The sequence below is a fragment of the Rhodanobacter sp. UC4451_H18 genome (assembly GCF_052978225.1).
On the sequence record NZ_CM129663.1, the window covers coordinates 672,703 to 693,241 of the forward strand.

At 66.9% G+C, this 20,539-nt stretch carries 24 protein-coding genes; 14 read left to right on the top strand and 10 right to left on the bottom strand.

The genetic code is table 11. The features are described from left to right. Positions 1-34: 34 nt before the first annotated feature. Positions 35-1,486 carry a bifunctional 2-methylcitrate dehydratase/aconitate hydratase gene (locus tag ACVCMG_RS03285; protein ID WP_447106009.1) on the bottom strand — a complete coding sequence of 484 codons (1,452 nt, stop codon included), beginning with the start codon at positions 1,484-1,486 and terminating at the stop codon, positions 35-37. 274 nt (positions 1,487-1,760) lie between these two features. Between ACVCMG_RS03285 and ACVCMG_RS03290 the strand changes: the two genes are divergently transcribed. The 3 genes from ACVCMG_RS03290 (at position 1,761) to ACVCMG_RS03300 (ending at position 3,383) form a co-directional block, all read left to right on the top strand. Then, the gene (locus tag ACVCMG_RS03290) at positions 1,761-2,450 is read left to right on the top strand and encodes a TerC family protein (protein WP_395118085.1); all 690 of its coding nucleotides are present in this window, start codon (positions 1,761-1,763) and stop codon (positions 2,448-2,450) included. A gap of 139 nt (positions 2,451-2,589) precedes the next feature. After that, complete coding sequence (locus tag ACVCMG_RS03295) at positions 2,590-3,171, top strand: hypothetical protein (RefSeq protein ID WP_447106008.1); 582 nt, start codon at positions 2,590-2,592, stop codon at positions 3,169-3,171. Beyond that, positions 3,171-3,383: a helix-turn-helix domain-containing protein gene (locus ACVCMG_RS03300; protein ID WP_395118082.1), complete on the top strand. Its 213-nt coding sequence runs from the start codon at positions 3,171-3,173 to the stop codon at positions 3,381-3,383. Before ACVCMG_RS03295 ends, ACVCMG_RS03300 begins: the two co-directional genes overlap by 1 nt. A 66-nt stretch (positions 3,384-3,449) precedes the next feature. Here ACVCMG_RS03300 and prpC read toward each other — a convergent pair whose 3' ends face one another. Next, entirely contained in the window at positions 3,450-4,595 is a 1,146-nt protein-coding gene (prpC, locus tag ACVCMG_RS03305) for a bifunctional 2-methylcitrate synthase/citrate synthase (protein ID WP_395118080.1), read from the bottom strand. Positions 4,596-4,671: 76 nt separating this feature from the next. Beyond that, positions 4,672-5,556 carry a methylisocitrate lyase gene (prpB, locus tag ACVCMG_RS03310; protein WP_447114864.1) on the bottom strand — a complete coding sequence of 295 codons (885 nt, stop codon included), beginning with the start codon at positions 5,554-5,556 and terminating at the stop codon, positions 4,672-4,674. A gap of 153 nt (positions 5,557-5,709) precedes the next feature. Here prpB and ACVCMG_RS03315 point away from each other — a divergent pair, with 153 nt between their 5' ends. The 7 genes from ACVCMG_RS03315 (at position 5,710) to ACVCMG_RS03345 (ending at position 12,165) form a co-directional block, all read left to right on the top strand. Next, positions 5,710-7,029, top strand: coding sequence for a dicarboxylate/amino acid:cation symporter (locus ACVCMG_RS03315; protein ID WP_447099072.1), 1,320 nt, complete (start codon positions 5,710-5,712; stop codon positions 7,027-7,029). Positions 7,030-7,203: 174 nt separating this feature from the next. Continuing rightward, entirely contained in the window at positions 7,204-7,767 is a 564-nt protein-coding gene (gene ahpC / locus ACVCMG_RS03320; protein ID WP_395118074.1) for an alkyl hydroperoxide reductase subunit C, read from the top strand. A 181-nt stretch (positions 7,768-7,948) separates the two neighbouring features. After that, positions 7,949-9,541, top strand: a complete 1,593-nt coding sequence (gene ahpF, locus ACVCMG_RS03325) for an alkyl hydroperoxide reductase subunit F (protein WP_447106006.1) — start codon at positions 7,949-7,951, stop codon at positions 9,539-9,541. An 85-nt stretch (positions 9,542-9,626) separates the two neighbouring features. Next, complete coding sequence (locus ACVCMG_RS03330) at positions 9,627-10,451, top strand: NAD-dependent protein deacetylase (protein ID WP_395118070.1); 825 nt, start codon at positions 9,627-9,629, stop codon at positions 10,449-10,451. Between the two features lie 99 nt (positions 10,452-10,550). Further along, on the top strand, positions 10,551-11,009 hold the full coding sequence (gene msrB / locus ACVCMG_RS03335) for a peptide-methionine (R)-S-oxide reductase MsrB (RefSeq protein WP_395118068.1): 459 nt from the start codon (positions 10,551-10,553) through the stop codon (positions 11,007-11,009). Beyond that, positions 11,006-11,533 (top strand): peptide-methionine (S)-S-oxide reductase MsrA, encoded by a 528-nt coding sequence (gene msrA, locus ACVCMG_RS03340; protein ID WP_395118066.1) that lies wholly within the window; start codon positions 11,006-11,008, stop codon positions 11,531-11,533. The genes msrB and msrA overlap by 4 nt, the downstream gene beginning before the upstream one ends. A gap of 68 nt (positions 11,534-11,601) precedes the next feature. Continuing rightward, positions 11,602-12,165: a hypothetical protein gene (locus tag ACVCMG_RS03345; RefSeq protein ID WP_447114865.1), complete on the top strand. Its 564-nt coding sequence runs from the start codon at positions 11,602-11,604 to the stop codon at positions 12,163-12,165. A gap of 5 nt (positions 12,166-12,170) precedes the next feature. Here ACVCMG_RS03345 and ACVCMG_RS03350 read toward each other — a convergent pair whose 3' ends face one another. The 3 genes from ACVCMG_RS03350 to ACVCMG_RS03360 form a co-directional block, all read right to left on the bottom strand. Then, positions 12,171-13,334 carry a lipase family protein gene (locus tag ACVCMG_RS03350; protein ID WP_447106003.1) on the bottom strand — a complete coding sequence of 388 codons (1,164 nt, stop codon included), beginning with the start codon at positions 13,332-13,334 and terminating at the stop codon, positions 12,171-12,173. A 43-nt stretch (positions 13,335-13,377) separates the two neighbouring features. Then, on the bottom strand, positions 13,378-13,779 hold the full coding sequence (locus ACVCMG_RS03355; RefSeq protein ID WP_395118060.1) for a DUF6795 domain-containing protein: 402 nt from the start codon (positions 13,777-13,779) through the stop codon (positions 13,378-13,380). Between the two features lie 211 nt (positions 13,780-13,990). After that, positions 13,991-14,209, bottom strand: coding sequence for a hypothetical protein (locus ACVCMG_RS03360; protein ID WP_395118058.1), 219 nt, complete (start codon positions 14,207-14,209; stop codon positions 13,991-13,993). Between the two features lie 136 nt (positions 14,210-14,345). Here ACVCMG_RS03360 and ACVCMG_RS03365 point away from each other — a divergent pair, with 136 nt between their 5' ends. Together ACVCMG_RS03365 and ACVCMG_RS03370 are read left to right on the top strand one after the other, a co-directional pair. Further along, positions 14,346-14,702: a DUF1428 domain-containing protein gene (locus ACVCMG_RS03365; protein ID WP_395118056.1), complete on the top strand. Its 357-nt coding sequence runs from the start codon at positions 14,346-14,348 to the stop codon at positions 14,700-14,702. A gap of 112 nt (positions 14,703-14,814) precedes the next feature. Beyond that, a complete protein-coding gene (locus tag ACVCMG_RS03370) occupies positions 14,815-15,660 on the top strand; it encodes a diguanylate cyclase domain-containing protein (protein ID WP_395118054.1) in 846 nt (281 codons plus the stop codon). A 113-nt stretch (positions 15,661-15,773) separates the two neighbouring features. On the opposite strand, the gene ACVCMG_RS03375 is transcribed toward ACVCMG_RS03370, so the two are convergent. Next, complete coding sequence (locus tag ACVCMG_RS03375) at positions 15,774-17,375, bottom strand: tetratricopeptide repeat-containing sulfotransferase family protein (protein WP_447114866.1); 1,602 nt, start codon at positions 17,373-17,375, stop codon at positions 15,774-15,776. A gap of 204 nt (positions 17,376-17,579) precedes the next feature. On the opposite strand from ACVCMG_RS03375, the gene ACVCMG_RS03380 reads away from it, so the two are divergent. Beyond that, on the top strand, positions 17,580-18,059 hold the full coding sequence (locus ACVCMG_RS03380; RefSeq protein ID WP_395118051.1) for a VOC family protein: 480 nt from the start codon (positions 17,580-17,582) through the stop codon (positions 18,057-18,059). A 98-nt stretch (positions 18,060-18,157) separates the two neighbouring features. Further along, on the top strand, positions 18,158-18,814 hold the full coding sequence (locus tag ACVCMG_RS03385; RefSeq protein ID WP_447114867.1) for a glutathione S-transferase family protein: 657 nt from the start codon (positions 18,158-18,160) through the stop codon (positions 18,812-18,814). 295 nt (positions 18,815-19,109) lie between these two features. On the opposite strand, the gene ACVCMG_RS03390 is transcribed toward ACVCMG_RS03385, so the two are convergent. The 3 genes from ACVCMG_RS03390 to ACVCMG_RS03400 form a co-directional block, all read right to left on the bottom strand. Further along, positions 19,110-19,385: a hypothetical protein gene (locus ACVCMG_RS03390; RefSeq protein ID WP_447100495.1), complete on the bottom strand. Its 276-nt coding sequence runs from the start codon at positions 19,383-19,385 to the stop codon at positions 19,110-19,112. 156 nt (positions 19,386-19,541) lie between these two features. Then, on the bottom strand, positions 19,542-19,772 hold the full coding sequence (locus ACVCMG_RS03395) for a helix-turn-helix domain-containing protein (protein WP_395118045.1): 231 nt from the start codon (positions 19,770-19,772) through the stop codon (positions 19,542-19,544). Further along, a complete protein-coding gene (locus ACVCMG_RS03400) occupies positions 19,772-20,278 on the bottom strand; it encodes a DUF2975 domain-containing protein (protein ID WP_395118043.1) in 507 nt (168 codons plus the stop codon). The genes ACVCMG_RS03395 and ACVCMG_RS03400 overlap by 1 nt, the downstream gene beginning before the upstream one ends. Positions 20,279-20,539 lie beyond the last annotated feature (261 nt).

Sequence of the window (20,539 nt, forward strand, 5' to 3'; positions counted from 1 at the left end):
TCCGACCGAACCGAATGTTCCATGACGGACGTGCCTACAATGTGAAGAGACCCAGGAACTGATGCAGCGTCATGGAGTCCAAGTGCGCCGGATCGCGCGTGGCATCCATGATCGCCTTGACCCGATGGGCCGGCAGATGACTGCGCATGGCCGCCTCGAATTTTTGCAGCAAGACGGGAATGCCCTCGGCCCGGCGCTTGCGGTGACCGATCGGATAATCGACGGACACTTTGCCGGTATGGCTGCCGTCCTTGAAGAATACCTGCACCGAATTGCCGATATAACGCTTGGCCGGATCGAAATAGTCGCGGGTGAACTGCGTATTTTCCACCACCGTCATTTTGTCGCGCAGTGCGTCGATGCGCGGGTCGGCGGCGACGTCGTCGTTGTAATCGCTGGCCACCAGGCGGCCGAAGATCAACGGCACGGCGACCATGTACTGGATGCAGTGGTCGCGATCGGCATAGTTCGCCAGCGGGCCGGTCTTGTCGATGATGCGGCAACCCGCTTCCTGCGTCTCGATGACGATCTTCTCGATCTGATCGAGCTTGCCGGCCACCTCGCCATGCAACTGCATGGCGCATTCCACGGCAGTCTGCGCATGGAACTCGGCCGGATAGCTGATCTTGAACAGCACGTTCTCCATCACGTAGCTGCCGAACGGGCGCTCGAACTCGAACGGCTTGCCGCCGAACGCCACATCGTAGAAGCCCCAGGTCTTTGCCGACAGCGCAGACGGATACCCGACCACGCCGCGATACACCGCATTGATCGCGTGGGTCACCGCGCGACGGCAGGCATCGCCGGCGGCCCAGCTCTTGCGCGGACCGGTGTTCGGCGCATGGCGATAGGTGCGCAACGCGCCGTTGTCGATCCAGCTGTGCGACACGGCGGTGATGATCTGTTCCTTGCTGCCACCGAGCATCGCGGTGGCCACCGCGGTGGAGGCCAGTCGCACGAGGATCACGTGGTCCTGGCCGACCCGGTTGAAGCTGTTCAGCAGCGCGTAGCAGCCCTGGATCTCGTGCGCCTTGATCGCGTAGCCAAGCACGTCGCGCACGCTCAGCGGTTGGCCGCCTTCGCGCTCCGCCTTGCGGCTGAGGTAGTCGCCGACGGCCAGGATGCTGCCGAGGTTGTCCGACGGATGGCCCCATTCGGCCGCCAGCCAGGTGTCGTTGAAATCCAGCCAGCGGATCTGCGTGCCGATCGCGAACGCCGCCTGCACCGGGTCCAGCTCATGGCTGGTGCCCGGCACGCGCGCACCGCCCGGCAGCGTGGCGCCCGGCACCAGCGGGCCGAGGTGCTTCACGCACTCCGGAAACTTCATCGCCATCATGGCGGTGGCCAGCGAGTCCAGCAGCATGTAGCGCGCAGTGTCGTAGGCCTCCCGCGAATCGATCTGGTGATCGACCACGTAATCGGCGATATCGACCAGCGGCTGGTCGGGATCGGGACGGACGGCGGAACGGATGTCGTGCGCACTCATGGCGGGATCTCGTGGCGAGGGAAAACCGCCATTTTAGCCGACTGTCGTCGAACGCGTTGCTTGACCGCACCGCGCCCGGGCCGTGACAATCGCCGCCAGCCCAGAAGGGAGTAGTTCTCGCGGCAAGTCCACCTTCCGCGATGCGACGATCGTCAGCACGAGCGAGGTTTCGCTCCGGTCGTCCGGCAGTCATCCTGCGAACAAGACTTTTGTGGCGGGCATGGGCCGCGCGCGTCCATGGCTGCCGCATTGTTCGACGCGCATGGAACCCCCGATGACCCTCGCTGCTCCCGATTTTCTCTCCGGCCTGCTCACCATCATCCTGCTCGACCTCGTGCTGGCCGGTGACAACGCCATCGTCATCGCCATGGCCGCCAGCCGGCTGCCGAAGCATCTGCAGAAGAAGGCGGTGTTCTGGGGCACCTTCGGCGCCGTGGCCGTGCGCTTCGCGCTCACCGCCATCGTGGTGTTCCTGCTCAAGCTGCCGGGCCTGATGCTCGCCGGCGGCCTGCTGCTGCTGCCGATAGCCTGGCAGTTGCTGAATCATGGCAACGACGACGGCCCGGACATCAAGGCCGGCAAGACGTTCTGGGGCGCACTGCGCACGATCATCGTCGCCGACGCGTTGATGGGGCTGGACAACGTGCTGGCGATCGCCGGCGCCTCCAAGGGCCACCTGGGCCTGGTCATCATCGGCCTGCTGGTCAGCGTGCCGCTGGTGGTATGGGGCTCGACCCTGATCCTCAAGCTGATCGACCGCTTCCCGATCATCATGTACATCGGCGCCGCCGCGATTGCGATCACCGCCGGCCGCATGATCGCCCACGACCAGTTGCTCAGCGGGTGGTTCGACGCCCACGCCTGGGCCGCGTATGGCCTCGACGTCCTGGCCATCCTGGTCATTTGCGGTGGCGGCTGGCTGGTCCAGCGTCGCCGGCGGCGACTGCGGCAAGCCGGCGCATAGGCGCGGCCTCGCCGGCCGGCCTTCTCCGGACCTTACGCGATTCAACCAAGGCGACAGCGCGCTGTCGCGCACGGCCGATGTTCTTGCGCAGATATTAATTATCGTAATACGATAAGTATCTGCCGCCCAGGAACCTCCCATGTCGTCTGCCGCCCGCACCGAATCCCTTCGCCCCGCCGCCGAGCCCGCCCATGCGCGGACGACACGCATCCAGCGGCGTGCCAACGACATCATGTCGTTCGCCAGCATCCTCGCCTTCTGTACCGTGGGCGGCTGCATGCTGCTGGCGCTCCTGTTCTGGCAAGTCAGCGGCATGACCCGGATGGACTCCGGCTCGGCGCAGCAACTGCTTGAACGCTGGCACCTGTTGCCGAGAGCTTCTTTCGACGGTGCCGTACTTTCGGCGGCCCTGCTGCTGGCCCTGGTGGCCGGGATGGCGCCGATCGTTTGCCTGCGTCGGCTGGGCAAGGCGTTGCGCGCACCGTCGCCGCTGAACTTTGTCGTCGCACGGTGCTTCTCGTGGCTGGGTCACGCCTTGCTGGTCAACCTCATCGGAGGGTTTGCCGCCGGACTGGTCGCCGCCACCCAGATCCCGGAATACCAGCTCAGCCTCGGCATCGGCTTCCTGGGCACGCTCACCGCCGCCATCCTCGCCCATGCGGTGGCCGAAATGGTGCGCGAGGGGGCACGCGCCGCCGAGGAGAACCGGGCGTTCGTCTGATGCCGATCATCATCGAACTGGATGTCATGCTGGCGCGGCGCAAGATGAAATCCAGGGACCTGGCCGCGGCGGTCGGCATCACCGAAGCAAACCTGTCCCTGCTCAAGCAGGGCAAGGTGAAAGGCGTACGCTTCAGCACGCTCGACGCGATCTGCACGGCACTGGCGTGCCAGCCCGGCGACCTGCTGCGCCACGTCGACGACGAGCCCTGAAAACCGGACCCGGGCGCAAGGCAGGCGGGAAGCCGTTTGGCTCCCCGCCACCTTGCCTGCTGCTTCCTAGCGCTTGTCGATCGGCACGTAGGCCAGGTCTTCCGGCCCGGTGTAGTTCGCGCTGGGGCGGATGATCTTGCCGTCCTGACGCTGCTCGATCACGTGCGCGCTCCAGCCGGCGGTGCGCGCGATCACGAACAGCGGCGTGAACATGGCGGTCGGCACGCCCATCATGTGGTAGGTGCTGGCCGAGAACCAGTCGAGGTTGGGGAACATCTTCTTCAGCTCGCCCATCACCTTCTCGATGCGTTCGGAGACGTCGAACAGGGTCGGGTTGCCGCCATCGGTGCACAGCTTGCGCGAGATCTCCTTGATGATCTCGTTGCGCGGGTCGGACACGGTGTAGACCGGGTGGCCGAAGCCGATGATGATTTCCTTCTTCTCGACGCGGGCACGGATGTCGGCTTCCGCATCATTGGCGTTGCGGTAGCGCGCGATGATCTCCATCGCCACCTCGTTCGCGCCGCCGTGTTTGGGACCGCGCAGCGCGCCGATCGCGCCGGTGATCGCCGAGTACAGGTCCGAGCCGGTGCCGGCGATGACGCGGGCACTGAACGTGCTGGCGTTGAACTCGTGCTCGGCGTACAGCACCAGCGACTTGTCCAGCGCCTGCGCGTGCAGCTCGCTCGGCTTGCGGCCGTGCAGCAGGTGCAGGAAGTGCGCGGCGATCGATTCGTCGTCGGTTTCGGCCTCGATGCGCTTGCCGTTGTGGCTGAAGTGGTACCAGTACAGCAGCATCGAGCCGAAGCTGGCCATCAGGCGATCGGCGATGTCGCGCGCGCCGGTGACGTTGTGGTCGTCCTTCTCCGGCAGCACGGTGCCGAGCACCGAGCAGCCGGTGCGCAGTACGTCCATCGGGTGGGTCGATGCGGGAAGCAGTTCCATCGCGGCCTTGACCGGTGCCGGCAGGCCGCGCAGGCGCTTCAGCTTGGCCTTGTAGTTCTGCAGCTCGGTCCAGTTCGGCAGCACGCCGTGCACCAGCAGGTAGGCGACTTCCTCGAAGCAGCCCTTGGCGGCCAGGTCGTGGATGTCGTAGCCGCGGTAGTGCAGGTCATTGCCGCTGCGGCCGACCGTGCACAGCGCGGTGTTGCCCGCGGCCACGCCGGACAGGGCGACGGATTTCTTGGCCTTGGGCAGGACTTGTTCGCTCATCGGAAATCTCCAGGGTGCGGGTTGGTGCTTTCGATTCCTGCAGGAGCCTGCTCGCGGGCGCCTACCGTAATGGTGGTCAGCCTTTCTGCGAGAACAGCGCGTCGAGTTTGTCCTCGTAGGCGTGGTAGCCGAGGAAGTCGTACAGCTCCTCGCGCGTCTGCAGGGTGCCAATGATGTTCTTCTGCGTGCCTTCGCGGCGCACGGTCTCGTAGAAGTTCAGCGCCGCCTTGTTCATCGCCCGGTACGCACCGCAGCAGTAGAGCGCGATGTCCACGCCGGCGTCGCGCAGTTCGTCGGTGGTGAAGAACGGGGTGGAGCCGAACTCGGTGAGATTGGCCAGGATCGGCACCTTCACCGCCGCCTTGAACTGGCGGTAGTCGGCCAGCGTCTTCATCGCCTCGGGGAAGATCATGTCGGCGCCGGCCTCGACATAGGCCACCGCGCGCTCGATCGCGGAATCGATGCCCTCTACCGCAGCCGCGTCGGTGCGCGCCATGATCACGAAGCCCGGATCGGTACGTGCATCGACCGCGGCCTTCACCCGATCGACCATCTCGTCCTTCGACACCACTTCCTTGCCCGGACGGTGACCGCAACGCTTCTGGCCGACCTGGTCCTCCATGTGCACCGCCGCCACGCCGACGCGCTCGAACGAGCGGATCGTGCGCGCAATGTTGAACGCCCCGCCCCAGCCCGTATCGATGTCGACCAGCAGCGGCAGGCCGGTGGCATCGACGATGCGGCGCGCGTCGGTGAGCACGTCCTCCATCGTCGAGATGCCCAGGTCCGGCATGCCCAGCGAATTGGCGGCCACGCCGCCGCCGGACAGATACAGCGCCTGGTAGCCCACGCGTTTGGCCATCAGGCCGGCGTAGGCGGTGATCGCGCCCATGACCTGCAGCGGCTGCTCGGCGGCGACGGCTGCGCGAAAACGGGCACCCGGGGATGCTGACTTTGTCATGTGGCCTCCCTTGAAAACGCCCATTTTAGCCCACCGCGCCAACGGCCGGGATTGGACCTTCTGGCACCCCCGCGCCGGCCGCGGGCACCAGCCCGGCAGCCGATCGCAATTTCTCGCGTGACGAATCCGCCACGGCCCCGTACATTCGGTCCGATGAGCACATCGACTCCTCTCGCGAAACGCATCCTCTGGGGCCTGGTGATCGGCGTGGTTGCCGCCGTGGTCACGCTCGGCATCGGCCAGTGGCATCCGCCCACCCTGGCGTTGATGCAGAAGATTTCCGGGGCCGTGTTCGACCCGTTCGGGCAGATCTTCCTGCGCATGCTGTTCTTCGTGGTGATCCCGCTGGTGTTCAGCTCGCTGGCCTCGGGCGTGGCCCAGCTCGGCCGGCTGGACCGGCTCGGCCCGCTCGCCGGACGTACGTTCCTGCTGTTCTTCCTCAACATGGGCATCGCCGTGGCGATCGGCCTGGTGATGATGAACACCGTGCAGCCCGGCCATCACCTGGACGAGCAGGCGCGCGCCCAGCTGATGCAGGAGTACGGCAGCAGTGCGCAGAAGACGATCGACACCAGGGCGGCCCAGCCGAGCATGAGCTTCGGCACGCTGGTGGAGATGTTCATGCCGCGCAACCTGGTCGGCGCGGTGGCCGGTCCCAGCCGCAATGCGCTCGGCGACGTGCTGCCGCTGATCCTGTTCGCAATCCTGGTAGGCGCCGCCGCCACCCAGTTGCGCGAGAAGGAGCGCAAGCGCGTGCAGGTGGCGCTGGACACCATCACCGACCTGATGACCAGGATCGTCGGCTTTGCGCTGGAGCTGGCGCCGTACGCGGTGCCGGCGATGATCTACAGCGTGATCGTCAAGGTCGGCGTGGATGTACTGCTGGCGCTGTCGGTATTCGTGATCGGCTGCACCGTGGCACTGGCGCTGCACCTGTTCGGCACCATGTCGCTGTGGCTGCGCTTCCTGGCGAAGCGCTCGCCGCTGGTGTACTTCCGGCAGATTCGCGCCCTGCTGATCACCGCCTTCTCCACCAGCTCCAGCAACGCCTGCCTGCCCGCTTCGCTGGCGGTGGCGCAGGAGGAACTGAAGCTAAACCCCAGCACCGCCGGCTTCGTGCTGCCGCTGGGCGCGACCATGAACATGAGCGGCACTGCCCTGTTCGAGGGCTGCGTGGTGCTGTTCGTGGCGCAGGCGTTCGGCGTGGAACTCAGCCTGACCCACCAGGCCATCCTGATGCTGTTGTCGGTGCTGAGCGCGGTGGCCGTGGCCGGCATTCCCGGCGGGTCGCTGCCGATGATCGCCGGCCTGCTGGCCACCTTCGGCATCCCGCCCGAGGGCATCGGCATCATCATCGGCGTCGATCGCGTGCTCGACATGATGCGCACCACGGTGAACGTGGGCAGCGACATCGTTACCGCCACGGTGGTGGACAACCAGCTGCGCGACCGTTTCGCGACGACGGGCCCGTAAGCCCGTCCGCTGCGGCTCGAAGGGCTTGAAGCCGGCTGCTTCGCCCGCATCTGCACAGTACCGTCAATCCGATAGCTACAGCCAATCAAACCCATGCCAACAATCAATTAGATAAATTGGCGACGGGCTCGTAGCATTCCTTTCGTTGTCCAACCACCACGGGAAGCCAAGCAGATGTCCCTGATCAACACCGAAGTGAAACCGTTCAAGGCCCAGGCCCTCAAGGCCGGCAAGTTCATCGAAGTCAGCGAAGCCGACCTGAAGGGCAAGTGGTCGGTGGTGTTCTTCTATCCGGCCGACTTCACCTTCGTCTGCCCGACCGAGCTGGAGGACCTGGCCGACAACTACGCCGAATTCCAGAAGCTGGGCGTCGAGATCTACTCGGTCTCCACCGACACCCATTTCGCGCACAAGGCGTGGCACGACACCTCCGACGCGGTGAAGAAGATCAACTACACCATGGTCGGCGACCCCACCCACCAGATCTCGCGCAACTTCGACGTGCTGATCGAGGCCGACGGCATCGCCGATCGCGGCACCTTCGTGATCGATCCCGCGGGCAAGATCCAGATCGTCGAGATCACCGCTGGCGGCATCGGCCGCGACGCGTCCGAACTGCTGCGCAAGGTCAAGGCCGCGCAGTACGTCGCCGCCCATCCGAACGAGGTCTGCCCGGCCAAGTGGAAGGAAGGCGAGAAGACCCTCGCGCCGTCGCTGGACCTGGTCGGCAAGATCTGAGTTTTCGCTGCAACGATGTCACGGACCCGGGCGCCGCGGTGCGCCCGGGCTCCGCACAGGATGCTTGTGCCAGCGGCCTGCGTCCGGCCTGCCCCTCCCTCCGTCAGGTCGGCCCTCCCCATGGCGCCGGCCGCTGCCACAAGCCTCCCGCATCCCCCTTATCCGTTTCGGAGTGTTCGCCATGCTCGACGAAGCCCTCAAGACCCAACTGAAGTCCTACCTGGAAAAGCTGACGCAACCGATCGAGCTGGTCGCAGCGCTGGATGACGGCGCCAAGTCGCGCGAGCTGGACGAGTTGCTGCGGGAGATCGCGACGTTGTCGGACAAGATCAGCCTGCGCCGCGACGACAGCGAAGCACGCAAACCCTCGTTCGCGATCAACCGCGTTGGCACCGACATCGGCGTGCGCTTCGCCGGCATCCCGATGGGCCACGAATTCACCTCGCTCGTGCTGGCCCTGCTGCAGGTCGGCGGACATCCGTCCAAGGCGGCGGCCGAGCTGATCGAGCAGGTGCGCAGCCTCGATGGCGAATACAGGTTCGAGACCTATTTCTCGCTCTCCTGCCAGAACTGCCCCGACGTGGTGCAGGCGCTGAACCTGATGAGCGTGCTCAATCCGAACATCCAGCACGTCGCCATTGACGGCGCGCTGTACCAGGACGAGGTCGAAACGCGCCAGGTGATGTCGGTGCCCACCGTGTTCCTCAACGGCGAGCTGTTCGACCAGGGCCGCATGAGCCTGGAGCAGATCCTGGCCAGGATCGACACCGGCTCCAGCGCCCGCGAAGCGGAGAAGATCAAGACCAAGGAAGCGTTCGACGTGCTCGTGGTGGGTGGCGGACCGGCCGGTGCCGCAGCGGCAATCTACGCCGCGCGCAAGGGCATCCGCACCGGCGTGGCGGCCGAGCGCTTCGGTGGCCAGGTGCTGGACACCATGGCGATCGAGAACTTCGTCTCGGTCGACTACACCGAAGGCCCGAAAATGGGCGCGGCGCTGGAGCAACACGTCAAGAACTACGACGTCGATCTCATGAACCTGCAACGCGCCGAGAAGCTGGTGCCCGCGACCGCACCCGGCGGTCTGGTCGAGGTGCAACTGGCCAATGGCGCCACGCTGAAGTCGAAGACGGTGATCCTGGCCACCGGCGCGCGCTGGCGGCAGATGGGCGTGCCCGGCGAGGACCAGTATCGCAACAAGGGCGTGGCCTACTGCCCGCACTGCGACGGCCCGCTGTTCAAGGGCAAGCGCGTGGCGGTGATCGGCGGCGGCAACTCCGGCGTCGAGGCGGCGATCGACCTGGCCGGCGTCGTCAGCCACGTCACGTTGATCGAGTTCGACAGCAAGCTGCGCGCGGATGACGTCCTGCAACGCAAGCTGCGCAGCCTGCCCAATGTGGACATCATCGTCAGCGCGCTCACCACCGAGGTGCTGGGCGACGGACAGAAGGTCAGCGCGCTGGTCTACAAGGACCGCGTCAGCGATGAGATGCACACGCTCGAACTGGAAGGCATCTTCGTGCAGATCGGCCTGCTGCCGAACACCGAGTGGCTGAAGGGCACGCTGGAACTCTCGCCCCGCGGCGAGATCGTCATCGACGAACGCGGCCAGACCTCCGTGCCCGGCGTGTTCGCCGCCGGCGACGCCACCACGGTGCCGTACAAGCAGATCGTGATCGCGATGGGCGCCGGTTCCACCGCCGCGCTGAGCGCGTTCGACCACATCATCCGCAGCCCCGTGGCGGCGGCGGTCGAACCCGAGGCGGTGGCAGCCTGACCATCACTGAGGGCACCCGCGGCAAGCGCCGCGGGGCGGCTATGCTCGGGCGGTCGCTTTCGGCGCGTCACCCGGCTCGCAAGACATGACTCCGCTGCAGCAATTCATCGAGACCCACCCGCGGTTGTTCGTGCTGACCGGCGCCGGTGTCAGTACCGACTCCGGCATTCCCGACTACCGCGACCGCGAGGGCGAGTGGAAGCGCCCCCCGCCGGTGACGCTGCAGGCCTTCATGCACGAACACGCCACGCGCCAACGCTACTGGGCGCGCAGCCTGATCGGCTGGCCGCACTTCGGGCAAGCGCGCCCGAATCCTGCGCACCTGGCCCTGGCGCAACTGGAGCGGCGCGGGCACATCGAGCTGCTGGTCACCCAGAACGTCGATCGCCTGCACCAGCGCGCCGGCAGCGAGCGCGTGGTCGACCTGCACGGCAGGCTCGACGAAGTGCGCTGCATGGCCTGCGACTGGCGCCTGCCGCGCGATGCATTCCAGCAGCAGCTGGTCGAACGCAACCCGGCCTGGCAACACCTCGACGCCACCATCGCCCCCGACGGCGACGCGGACCTAGACGGCCAGGACTTCACCCGCTTCGCCGTGCCGCCGTGCCCTCGCTGCGGCAGCATCGTGAAGCCGGACGTGGTGTTCTTCGGCGAGGGCGTGCCGCGCGGGCGCGTGGAAGCGGCCACGCAGGCGCTCGACGCATCGGGTGGCGTGCTGGTGGTCGGCTCCTCGCTGATGGTCTATTCCGGCTACCGTTTCGTGCAGGCCGCGGCGAGGGCCGGCAAGCCGGTGGCGGCGGTGACGCTCGGCCGCACGCGCGCCGATGCGCTGCTCAGCCTGAAGGTCGACGCGCGTTGCAGCGATGCCCTGGCGTTCGTGCTGGACGCCGAACCACTGGCCGTCATCTGATCGCCGGGGAGTAACCTTGGCACGCCTCCGACGAACCCCATGTAGTCAGCAACGCCCGCTGCTCGCCAGCGTGCAGGTCGACCATCCCCGGAGGCTCCCATGTCGAAATACCGCAAGACCGCCGAAGCGCTAGCCCGGCTCACGCCCGAGCAATACCGGGTCACCCAGGAGGCCGCCACCGAGCGCCCGTTCGACAATCTCTACAACGCGCACGCCGCGCCCGGCCTGTACGTCGACATCGTTTCCGGCGAACCGCTGTTCAGCTCGCTGGACAAGTTCGACAGCAGCTGCGGCTGGCCCAGCTTTACCCGCCCCGTGCAGGGCGAGCGCGTGGTGGAGAAGCACGACACCAGCCACGGCATGCTCCGCACCGAGGTGCGCTCGCGCGACGGCGACAGCCACCTGGGCCACGTCTTCCCCGACGGCCCGCGCGCCAGCGGCGGCTTGCGCTACTGCATCAACTCTGCCTCGCTGCGCTTCATTCCGCTGGAACAGCTGGAGAAAGAGGGCTACGGCGAGTTTCTCCACCTGTTCGACCACGCGAGGGACGACGCATGAACCCCACCAGCGAACGCGCGCTCCTGGCCGGTGGCTGCTTCTGGGGCATGCAGGAATTGATCCGCCGGCAGCCCGGCGTGCTGTCCACCCGCGTGGGCTATTCCGGTGGGGACGTGCCGAACGCCACCTACCGTCATCACGGCAACCACGCCGAGGCGATCGAGATCATCTTCGATCCCGCGCGGATCAGCTATCGCCGGCTGCTGGAGTTCTTCTTCCAGATCCACGACCCGACCACGCCGAATCGCCAGGGCAACGACCGCGGCAGCAGCTATCGCTCGGCGATCTTCCATACCAGCGAGGCGCAGCGGCAGGTGGCCCTCGACACCATCGCCGATGTCGAGGCCAGTGGCCTGTGGCCGGGCAAGGTAGTGACCGAACTCGCCCCCGCCGGCGATTTCTGGGAGGCCGAACCCGAGCACCAGGACTACCTGCAGCATTACCCCGGCGGCTACACCTGCCACTTCATCCGGCCGGACTGGAAGCTGCCGCATCGCGGCGGAGAAACCGGGCAAGCCGGCTGATCGCTGGCGCGAGCCGAGCTGCTCGGGCAAAGTGCGTTTGCGCAAATCCACACCGGCCCGGATCGAACATGGATGCTTTCAGCTACCTGTCCGTTTTGCTCTCGATCATCGTGGGCCTGGCGATCACCCAGGTGTTGCAGGGTCTGCGCGGCCTGATGCTGGCGCGCTCCAGCGCGACGATGTACTGGCCTTCGCTGGCGTGGGCCATCTTGCTGCTGGTACTCGACGTGCAAGTCTGGTGGGCCATGTACAACCTGCGCCTGCGCCAGGACTGGAGTTTCCTCGGCTTCTCCGTGCTGCTGGCGCAAACCGTGCCGTTGTACCTGCTGGCCGGGCTGGTCCTGCCGGACATCACTGCGGGTGAACCGGTCGACCTGCGCCGGCATTACTACGCCAACCACCGCTGGTTCTATACCTTGCTGGTGCTTTTGCTGGTGATCAGCCTCGGCAAGAGCTGGATGCTCCACGGCGCCCTGCCCCGGACGCTGGATGCAGGCTTCCAGCTGATTTTCATTGCCGGCTCCCTGCTGGGCGCGTGGACTTCGCGCGAGTGGCTGCACAAGGCGCTGGTGGTCTTCAGTGCCACGCTGGTGGGCGCCTATATCGCGATGCTGTTCGCCCACCTCCGCTGACCGCTTCAGCGCAGCAGCACGTCCACTGCCTGCCGGGCCATCGTGGACACCACGCGAAACAGCATGCCCAGCACGTACTCCACAAAGGCCACGGTGATGTTGACCGTGGCTGCCACGGCGCGGCCCATGAAACGCATGATCGCGGTGATGAGGTTGCGGATCATCGCCGCCAGTCGCAGCGACTGCAGCGCGCCGGAGTAGAGCAGCCGCGCCAGCGTGTCCAGGATGGTGGCGCCACCCAGCACCGCCAGGCCTGCGCCGTGGCCCAGCGCGGAGAGTATCCAGTCCAGCGCGCGGAGGATCCAACGCAGCGCGGTCGCCGACAGCATCATGCCTGGTCCGCCGACCGCGGCGGCCATGCCCAGCCAGGCTTCGGCCTGCTCGAAGCTGTCCGGCCCTTCCTGCAGCACCGGCAGCGCCCGCCAGGCGGCGTCGCCGACCGAGCGGCGATATTGCGGCATCAAGTGCGCCTCGATGGACACCAGCTTGCCCGGGCCCTTCATGCGGTAGGCAGTGTCGCGCCAGGGCACGTGGCTGTACGGGTAGACCGGCACCATCGGCACCAGGTCGGTGTCGTGGTACACGCGGTGGATCGCATCGGCGCCCAGGCGCCGGGTGAGGTATTGCGCATGCGGCTCCAACCCGGCGCGGGGCGCGCCGAAGGTGTACAGCTGCAGCTTGCAGCCGAGGTCGCCGAGGCTGTCGGCCACCAGCGTGGCGATCGCGCCACCGAGGCTGTGGCCCACCACGTGGATCGTGGATACCTCGGCCGGCGAACCGATCGCCTGGCGGATCTGCGGCAGCAAGGTCTGCGCCGCCGCCCAGAAACCGGCGTGCACGATGTAACCGCTGGGGCCGGTGACGCCGGCCATGCGCAGGTTGCTGAGCCAGTCGTAGGCGCTGGTCTTGAAGGTGCCGCGGATCGAGACCAGGCGCTCGCGTTCGCGCGCGTTCCTGCCGCGCGCCACGTAGCCGAAGCCGGTGCGCTGGCTGATCGGCGAGCTGCCCAGGCCGGTCGAACCGGTCAGCCGCGTGCCGCCCAGCAGGTCGAACGACTCGCGCGCCGTCGGCGCGGCGGTCGCCGCATCCACCATGTCGGTGGACAGGCGCAACGCGTACGCACTGTCCGCAATCTCGGCGGCCTGCGCCGGTGAAAGGTCATTCGACATCCCCATCCCTCCCCGCTTGCTTCCAGTCAACTGAGCTTCCGGCTCAGATCGCCTTGCAGATACCGTAGTGCGTGCCCTCGAAATCGGGCGCGCGGGTCAGCTCGCATTCCAGGTTGAGCGGCTTGCCGTCGAGCTCCGCATTCGGCTCGTAGGAATTCCGGGTGTGCCGCCAGGCGGTGTAGTCGCGGCCTTCGTGGCGAATGGTGATCTTCTGCAGCACCACCGGCTGGTGCGGCACCGCGCGCAGCACGCCGGGGCGATGCTCCACCACCGGAAAGTGGAAGCGGCCTTGCGCATCGCTGAGCGTGTGTGCGGGCGGCACGTCGTTCTTGTTGTCCGACCACACCACTTCCTGCACCAGCTCGGCGCCCTGCACCGGCTTGCCGCCGCTCAGCACCGTGCCATGCACCTCGGAAAACAGCACCAGCGGACTGGACAACCCCATGGCGCACCCCTCGGACAGAATGAAAGCCAACAAGAACAGTGCCGCCACGGCCAGCGTGCCGGGCCGCGACAAGAATCGCCGCCGCATCCCCTTCCCAGGTTCTACCGCCCGCATCAGCATGCCCTGTCCCCCTCGAACGCCAACCGTACCGGCAAACCGCCCGCAAAAAAAGTGCAGGGTTCGACATCCCGGCATCGAGCCGTCTCGTGCGCTACGCCCACGGCTCGGACTCGCCCAGCAGCTGGCGCAACCGGGCATCGTCCATCGTGGCCAGCTCGTCCTCGGCCACGCGCAGGTTCTCCGCCGGCAGGGCGAGTTGACGGATCTCGCCGGCGCCGGCGCGCGAGAACACCAGCCGCACGTTGCCATACGAGGCGTCCAGCAGCGCGGCCTGCCAGTGCCCGTCGTGGAGATCGTCGAAACTGCGCATGCTCGTGCTGCCCGGTCGCAAGTGGTCCGCCGATTGTATCGGCCCGCTTCGCCGCAGGCGTCGATTCCGCGCCCGCTCGTTCGTCGCACGATGGCAGACCGGCCATCCCGGCCGTGTCCTCCGCAGGAGTCCGCTCATGTCCTACATCGACGGTTTCGTGATCGCCGTACCCGAGGCCAATCGCGCGCAGTTCATCGCCCACGCCCGCACCTATGACGCGATCTTCCTTGAGGTCGGCGCCCTCCGCGTCGTGGAGTGCTGGGGTGACGACGTGCCTGACGGCAAGCTCACCGATTTCCGTCGCGCGGTGCAGGCGAAGCCGGACGAAGCGGTGGCGTTCTCCTGGATCGAGTGGCCCGACAAGCCCACCCGCGACGCCGGCATGGAGAAGATCATGAAGGACCCGCGCATGGAGGCAGCCGCCAACTGCCCGTTCGACGGCAAGCGGATGATCTTCGGCGGCTTCGTGCCGGTGGTCAGCCTGCCAGGCTGAGTGCCGCCGAACCCGCGCCTTCCGCTCCCGGCGGTTCGACGGGTAGCCTCGGCCTGCCCGGTTGGCCATACTGCAAGCCAACCGGTAATGCCCGAAGACCGCACGCCACTCCATGATTGCCAAGCTTCCCCCGCTCGCCGAAGTGCTGGACCTGATGCCCGATGCGGTCTGCGTGGTCGATGCGGAGGGACGCCTGCTTTACGTCAACGCGAGCTTCGAACGGATACTCGGCTACGCACCAGCCGAGGTGCTCGGCCGGCGCATTTTCGAACTGGTGCATCCGGAAGACCGCGAGGCCACCTTGCGGCAAGCCGGACAGGTCATGGCCGGCGAACTGCAACGCCACTTCCGCAACCGCTACATCCACCGCGACGGCCACAGCGTGGACATCCAGTGGTCGGCACGCTGGCTGCCGGAGTACGGCGTGCGCATCGGCGTGGCCCACGAAGTCACCGAGCTGCGCCGCAACGAGCGCGAACTGGAACATCGCGCCACCCACGACCTGCTGACCGGCCTGCCCAACCGTCACCGCCTGCACGTCGAACTGCAGTACGCCATCGCCAACGCGGCGGAAACCGGCTCTGGCCTGGCCGTGCTCTACCTCGACCTCGACGGATTCAAGGCAGTCAACGACCGCGCCGGCCACGCAACCGGCGATCGCGTGCTGCGCGAAGTGGGTCAGCGGCTGCAACAGGGCCTGCGCCAGGGCGACCTGGTGGCGCGCGTCGGCGGCGACGAGTTCGTGGCGCTGCTGCCGGGTTGCCGCGACAGCCGGGCCGCCCGCACCATCGCCGACGACCTGCGCGCCCGCCTCGGCTTGCCCTGCACCCTGCCCGACGGCCCGTTCCGCCCCGACGCCAGCATCGGCATCGCCTGCTACCCCCGCGACGGCACCGACGCCGAGGCGCTGCTGGCGCACGCCGACCGCGCGATGTACATCTCCAAGCGCCGCCAGTAGCACGTGGCGGAAAGCCGGGCTGCGTCGCAAAAGCGCAGGCCGCGAAGCGCCGCACGAGGCCCTCGAAACACCGCCCCGTCTTCGCGACGCGATACGCGCCGCGCCACAGCAGCTCACGCCATGTCGAGCACCGCCCCGCGCAACACGTCCAGGTGCGACGCGTAAGGGCGCCAGCGGCCGCTGCCCCGGCCGTGGATCGGCTCGCGAACCTGGGCGGCGCTGGGCGTGGCCACCGGCGCCGCGTTCCGCTCCGGGTGGAGGCAGGCTTCCTCCATCGCGAGGCCACAATGGTCGAGAACCTTGCGCAAGGCGACGCCCGGCTCGCGGACGAGATCCGCATAGGCCACTTCGATCATGGAATCGGGCATCGTGGTTTGCCAATGCCGCGCCAGGCGGCGGTACTGGCCGTAGTAATGAACCATGGCACGCTGGTCGTAGCTGTACGCCGCCCGGTTCCCGAACATCATGCTCAGGTTCGAGAAGCACACCTCCAGCGGATCGCGCACCACGTGCACGATGCGCGCATGCGGCAACGCGCGGCGGATGTGGGCGACCATGCGTATGTTGGTCGGCAGTTTGTCGATGAAGTAGCGAGACCCCGGTGCCCGCCAGCGCGTCTGCGCGAGATAGCGCGCACCGAGATCGACCAGGTTCAGCTCCGCACCGCGCTCGATCGCGGCCAGCGTGCCTGCCGCGCCATGCGGGACCACCCCGGCGACCCGGCGCAACTGTTGCGGGAAATCCATGATCTCGCCGGCCGAGGCCACCTGCGAATGACTGGACAGCATGCGGTCGAGCAGCGTCGTTCCGGAGCGCGGCATGCCGACGATGAAGATCGGCTGCGGCCCTTCTTCCTGCTGCGCGCCCGGCGCCGCCGACCTTCCCAGCGAACCGGCAACCCGGATCAAGGCGTCCACCACCGCGGTCTCGCCCTGCGCATCGTACGGCCTGACCCGGTGCATCAGCGCATTGCATCGCTGCAGCGCTGGCCATGCCTCATCGTATCGTCCCAGGTCGTCCAGTTCCTTGAACACGGCCGCCTCGAACGCGGCGCGATTGGCCAGTTGCGCGGGAGCTCCGGCGTCGGCCGGGAGCCGCTGCAGCTGCAGGCGCAGAAAATCGAGGTGGTGGGTTTGCGCCGTCTGCGTACGCAGGTTGGCCCGCGCCAGCGCCGCATCGCCGAAGGCAGGCCAGCGATCCAGGCAGGCATCCAGGAGGCGGCCCGCTTCGTCGGTTTCGCCGGCGAACTGCCGCAGCATGGCCTGGAGATGGAGTTCGCGCGGCGCGTCGACACCTGCGGCGACCGCGCGATCGATCATCCGTCGCGCGGCGGGGATGTCCCGCATGCCCCAGCGCAAATGGGCCTGTTCGGCCAGCAGCATGGCCGGCAGATCCGCGGCCCGCTCCAGCCGATCCAGGCAGGATCGCGCCGCGACGACCTCGCCGGCAGCGGAAAGCCCGCGCGCCAACTGGATGTCCAGCGACGGCTGCGGATCGTCGGATTGCGCGACATCGAGCATCAAGATCGCGGCGTCGCCCAGGCGACCACAGCGCAGCAGCACCGCCGCAAGATCCATCTGCACGAACGGGTTGGCGGGGACCTGCCGAAGCAGCGATTCCAGCGCCTCCCGCGCCGCGTCGAACTGCTGCTCGGCAAACCATTGCCGCGCCCGGCGACCGAGCGGAAACGCCACCGTCTCCAGATGACTGTTCATGACACAACGTCCGGATGCAAAACGATCGACCTCGCACTCGTCGGGCCGCAACCGGCCGCAGTCCGTGCAGTTTGCCACGGCACATCGACGCACATGGCCTGATGTCGCCAGCCGCGCATGGCGGAATAGCGGGATGTCGATCTGCCCGCCACTCGTTCGTCGCAGATCATGCAAGCCACGCCGCCCACAACCCGGAGAACACGCATGACCAGCAAGAACTCGATCTGCCTGTGGTACGACGGCGCCGCCCTGGAGGCCGCCACCTTCTACGCCAAGACCTTCCCCGACACCACCGTCGGCGCCATTCATCGGGCGCCAGGCGACTATCCCTCCGGCAAGGAAGGCGACGTGCTGACGGTCGAGTTCACGGTCATGGGCATCCCGTGCCTGGGCCTGAACGGTGGCCCGACCTTCCGGCACAACGAGTCGTTCTCGTTCCAGGTGGCGACCGACGACCAGGCTGAAACCGACCGCCTGTGGAACGCGATCATCGACAACGGCGGCCAGCCCAGCGCCTGCGGCTGGTGCAAGGACAAGTGGGGCCTGTCGTGGCAAATCACCCCGCGCGCACTGATGGCGGCGATCAGCGACCCCGACCCCGCCGTCGCCCGGCGCGCGTTCAACGCGATGATGGACATGACCAAGATCGACATCGCCGCGATCGAGGCGGCCCGGCGCGGCTGATGCGTTTCAACCGCCGGCGCTGGCCCCCACCGCCTGCGCAGCGAACCGAGCGCTGCCGCCACCCGACATGACATCGCGTATCCACCCGGAGTCTCGCCGTGATCCCCACCATCACCGCTTTTGAAAGCTCGCCGGATCGCGGGCAGGGCCTCGCGCGCGACATGCGCGTGCGCTGGGCACTCGAGGAAGTGGGCCAAGCCTGCCAGGTCCGCCTCGTCTCGTTCGGCACTATGAAGCAGCCTGCCCACCTGGCGCTGCATCCGTTCGGGCAGATCCCCACCTACGAGGAAGGCGAGCTGACATTGTTCGAGTCGGGCGCGATCGTGCTCCACCTCGCGCAACACCACGCCGGTCTGTTGCCCAACGACGTGAATGCCCGGGCGCGCGCCATCATGTGGATGTTTGCCGCACTCAACACGGTGGAGCCGCCGATCCTCGATCTGCAGACCGCCAGGTTCCTGGAAGGCGACAAGCCATGGGCCGCAGAACGGCTGCCGCTCATCAAGAATCGCATCCGCAACCGGCTGGGCCAGCTCGCCGTCCGGCTGGGCGATGCCGACTGGCTCGACGGCGCGTTCAGCGCCGGCGACCTCATGATGGTCCACACGCTGCTGCGCCTGAAGCCATCCGGCATGCTCGCCGAATATCCGCACCTCGCCGCCTATGTCGCCCGCGGTGAAGCGCGGCCCGCGTACAAGCGCGCGTTCGCCGCGCAGCTGGCGGTGTTCACCGGCAAGCACGCCGCCGACGGTTGAGGCGCCTCGGCGCCCGGCGCCTTCGGCGGAACAGGATCTCCGGGAAGGCTGCAGATCATGCGGCCGACGCTTCAGCTCATCCGTGCCAGGCAGCCATCCAACTGCCGTCCCCGCCGGGTGAGCTTGCCGTCGAAACTCAACGTGCACAGCTTCCAGCCGGCTTCCCGCAAGGCGTTCAGGCCGCGACCGGTGGTGAAGGTTCCAGACGGTACTCCGGAGGCACGCAGCTCCTAATTGTTGCTGTGGTAATACCCCTCCGGTACGCAAGCACCGGACCGGGGCGCGAAACTGGCCCTCAGCCTGCCGCGCCCTCCGGTGGCGGCTGCAGTTTCTGCTGCAATGCCTCCAGATCCGCAATCACCGCCTCCAGTGCATCATGGAGTTGGCCCTGGCGGTTCATCAGATCGTCGATCTTGTCGGTCTGCTTCAGCTTCGACAATTCACCGTCGAACAACAGCCAGATCGCCGTCAGGTGCTCCACATTGTTCCTGGCGTAGTGGCGCATCTCCTTGAGCTGCGCCAGCGTGTCAGTCACGTGATCGAGTTGCTTGCCGGCATTTTCATCGGCCATGACATGCTCCCGGGAGTAGTCCGGCCATGCTACGAACACCACCTCCACGACAACGTGAAGCTGCCGTACCGCTTTCGTTCAATCCTGGTCCCGGCAACCTGGCCATTCGTCGTGACCTTTCCTGCAGTACGAACGCACATTGCCCGTGTCGCTTCTTCAGCGCACCGACGTCCCGGCGGCGTCGTCGGGCTCCCAACGCAGCAGATCGCCCGGCTGGCATTCCAGCACCTCGCACAACGCAGCCAGGGTGGTGAAACGCACGGCCTTGGCACGGCCGTTCTTGAGCACCGCCAGGTTGGCGGGCGTGATGCCGATGTGCTCGGCCAGCGTGCCGACGGCCATCTTGCGGCGGGCCAGCATGACATCGATGTCCACCAGGATGGCCATCAGATCACCTCGTCCAGTTCGGACTTGAGCTGCCTGGCCTGCGAATCCAGCGCGACCGCCTGCGCCAGCAACATCCGCAGCACCAGCACGATCAGCGCCACGCCGGCGATCACCAGCGATGCGCCGCAGACCATGGCGATCAGGCCCGGGGCGATTTCGTCGCCGGGCGTGATGCGGTTGGCGTGCGCGGCCACCACCGCCATGCCGAACGTGAGCGCCGAGGCTGCCGCGATGGCTCCGATCACGATGTCGACGTAGCGGAAGGCCGCGGACGAGAACACCGTGCCGCGCCGGACCATGGTCAGCAACCGCCAGATGCAGACCGCAGTCACCTGCATCGTCAACACGCCGAGGATGACGATCACCACCAGCGGAATGCGCACGTCCGCGCGCGCCGATTCCAGGTCATGCCACAACAACGGTGCGATCACGCCCTGCACCACCAGGGAACCCGCCAGCGCGATCGCAATCACGGCGCGCAGCGCCAGCACCGCAAAATCCCCCATCGCTGCTCTCCACGTATCGTTTAGTGACCGCAATATATCGCAAAACGATATATTCGCAATGAAAAACGATATGATCGTCCTGCCCTCCCAAAACCTCCGCCGTCGCATCAGTCAGCGCACGCTCCGGTGAGGACAACGCCACCTCGCCACCGAAGAGAGCCGCAGCGGGCGAGCGGGGGGAGCCGACTCGATTGCCTCGCCCCTCCCGGAGCCGCGTCAGCCGTATGATTCGCCCGATCAGGGCAAGGGGAAACACCACCG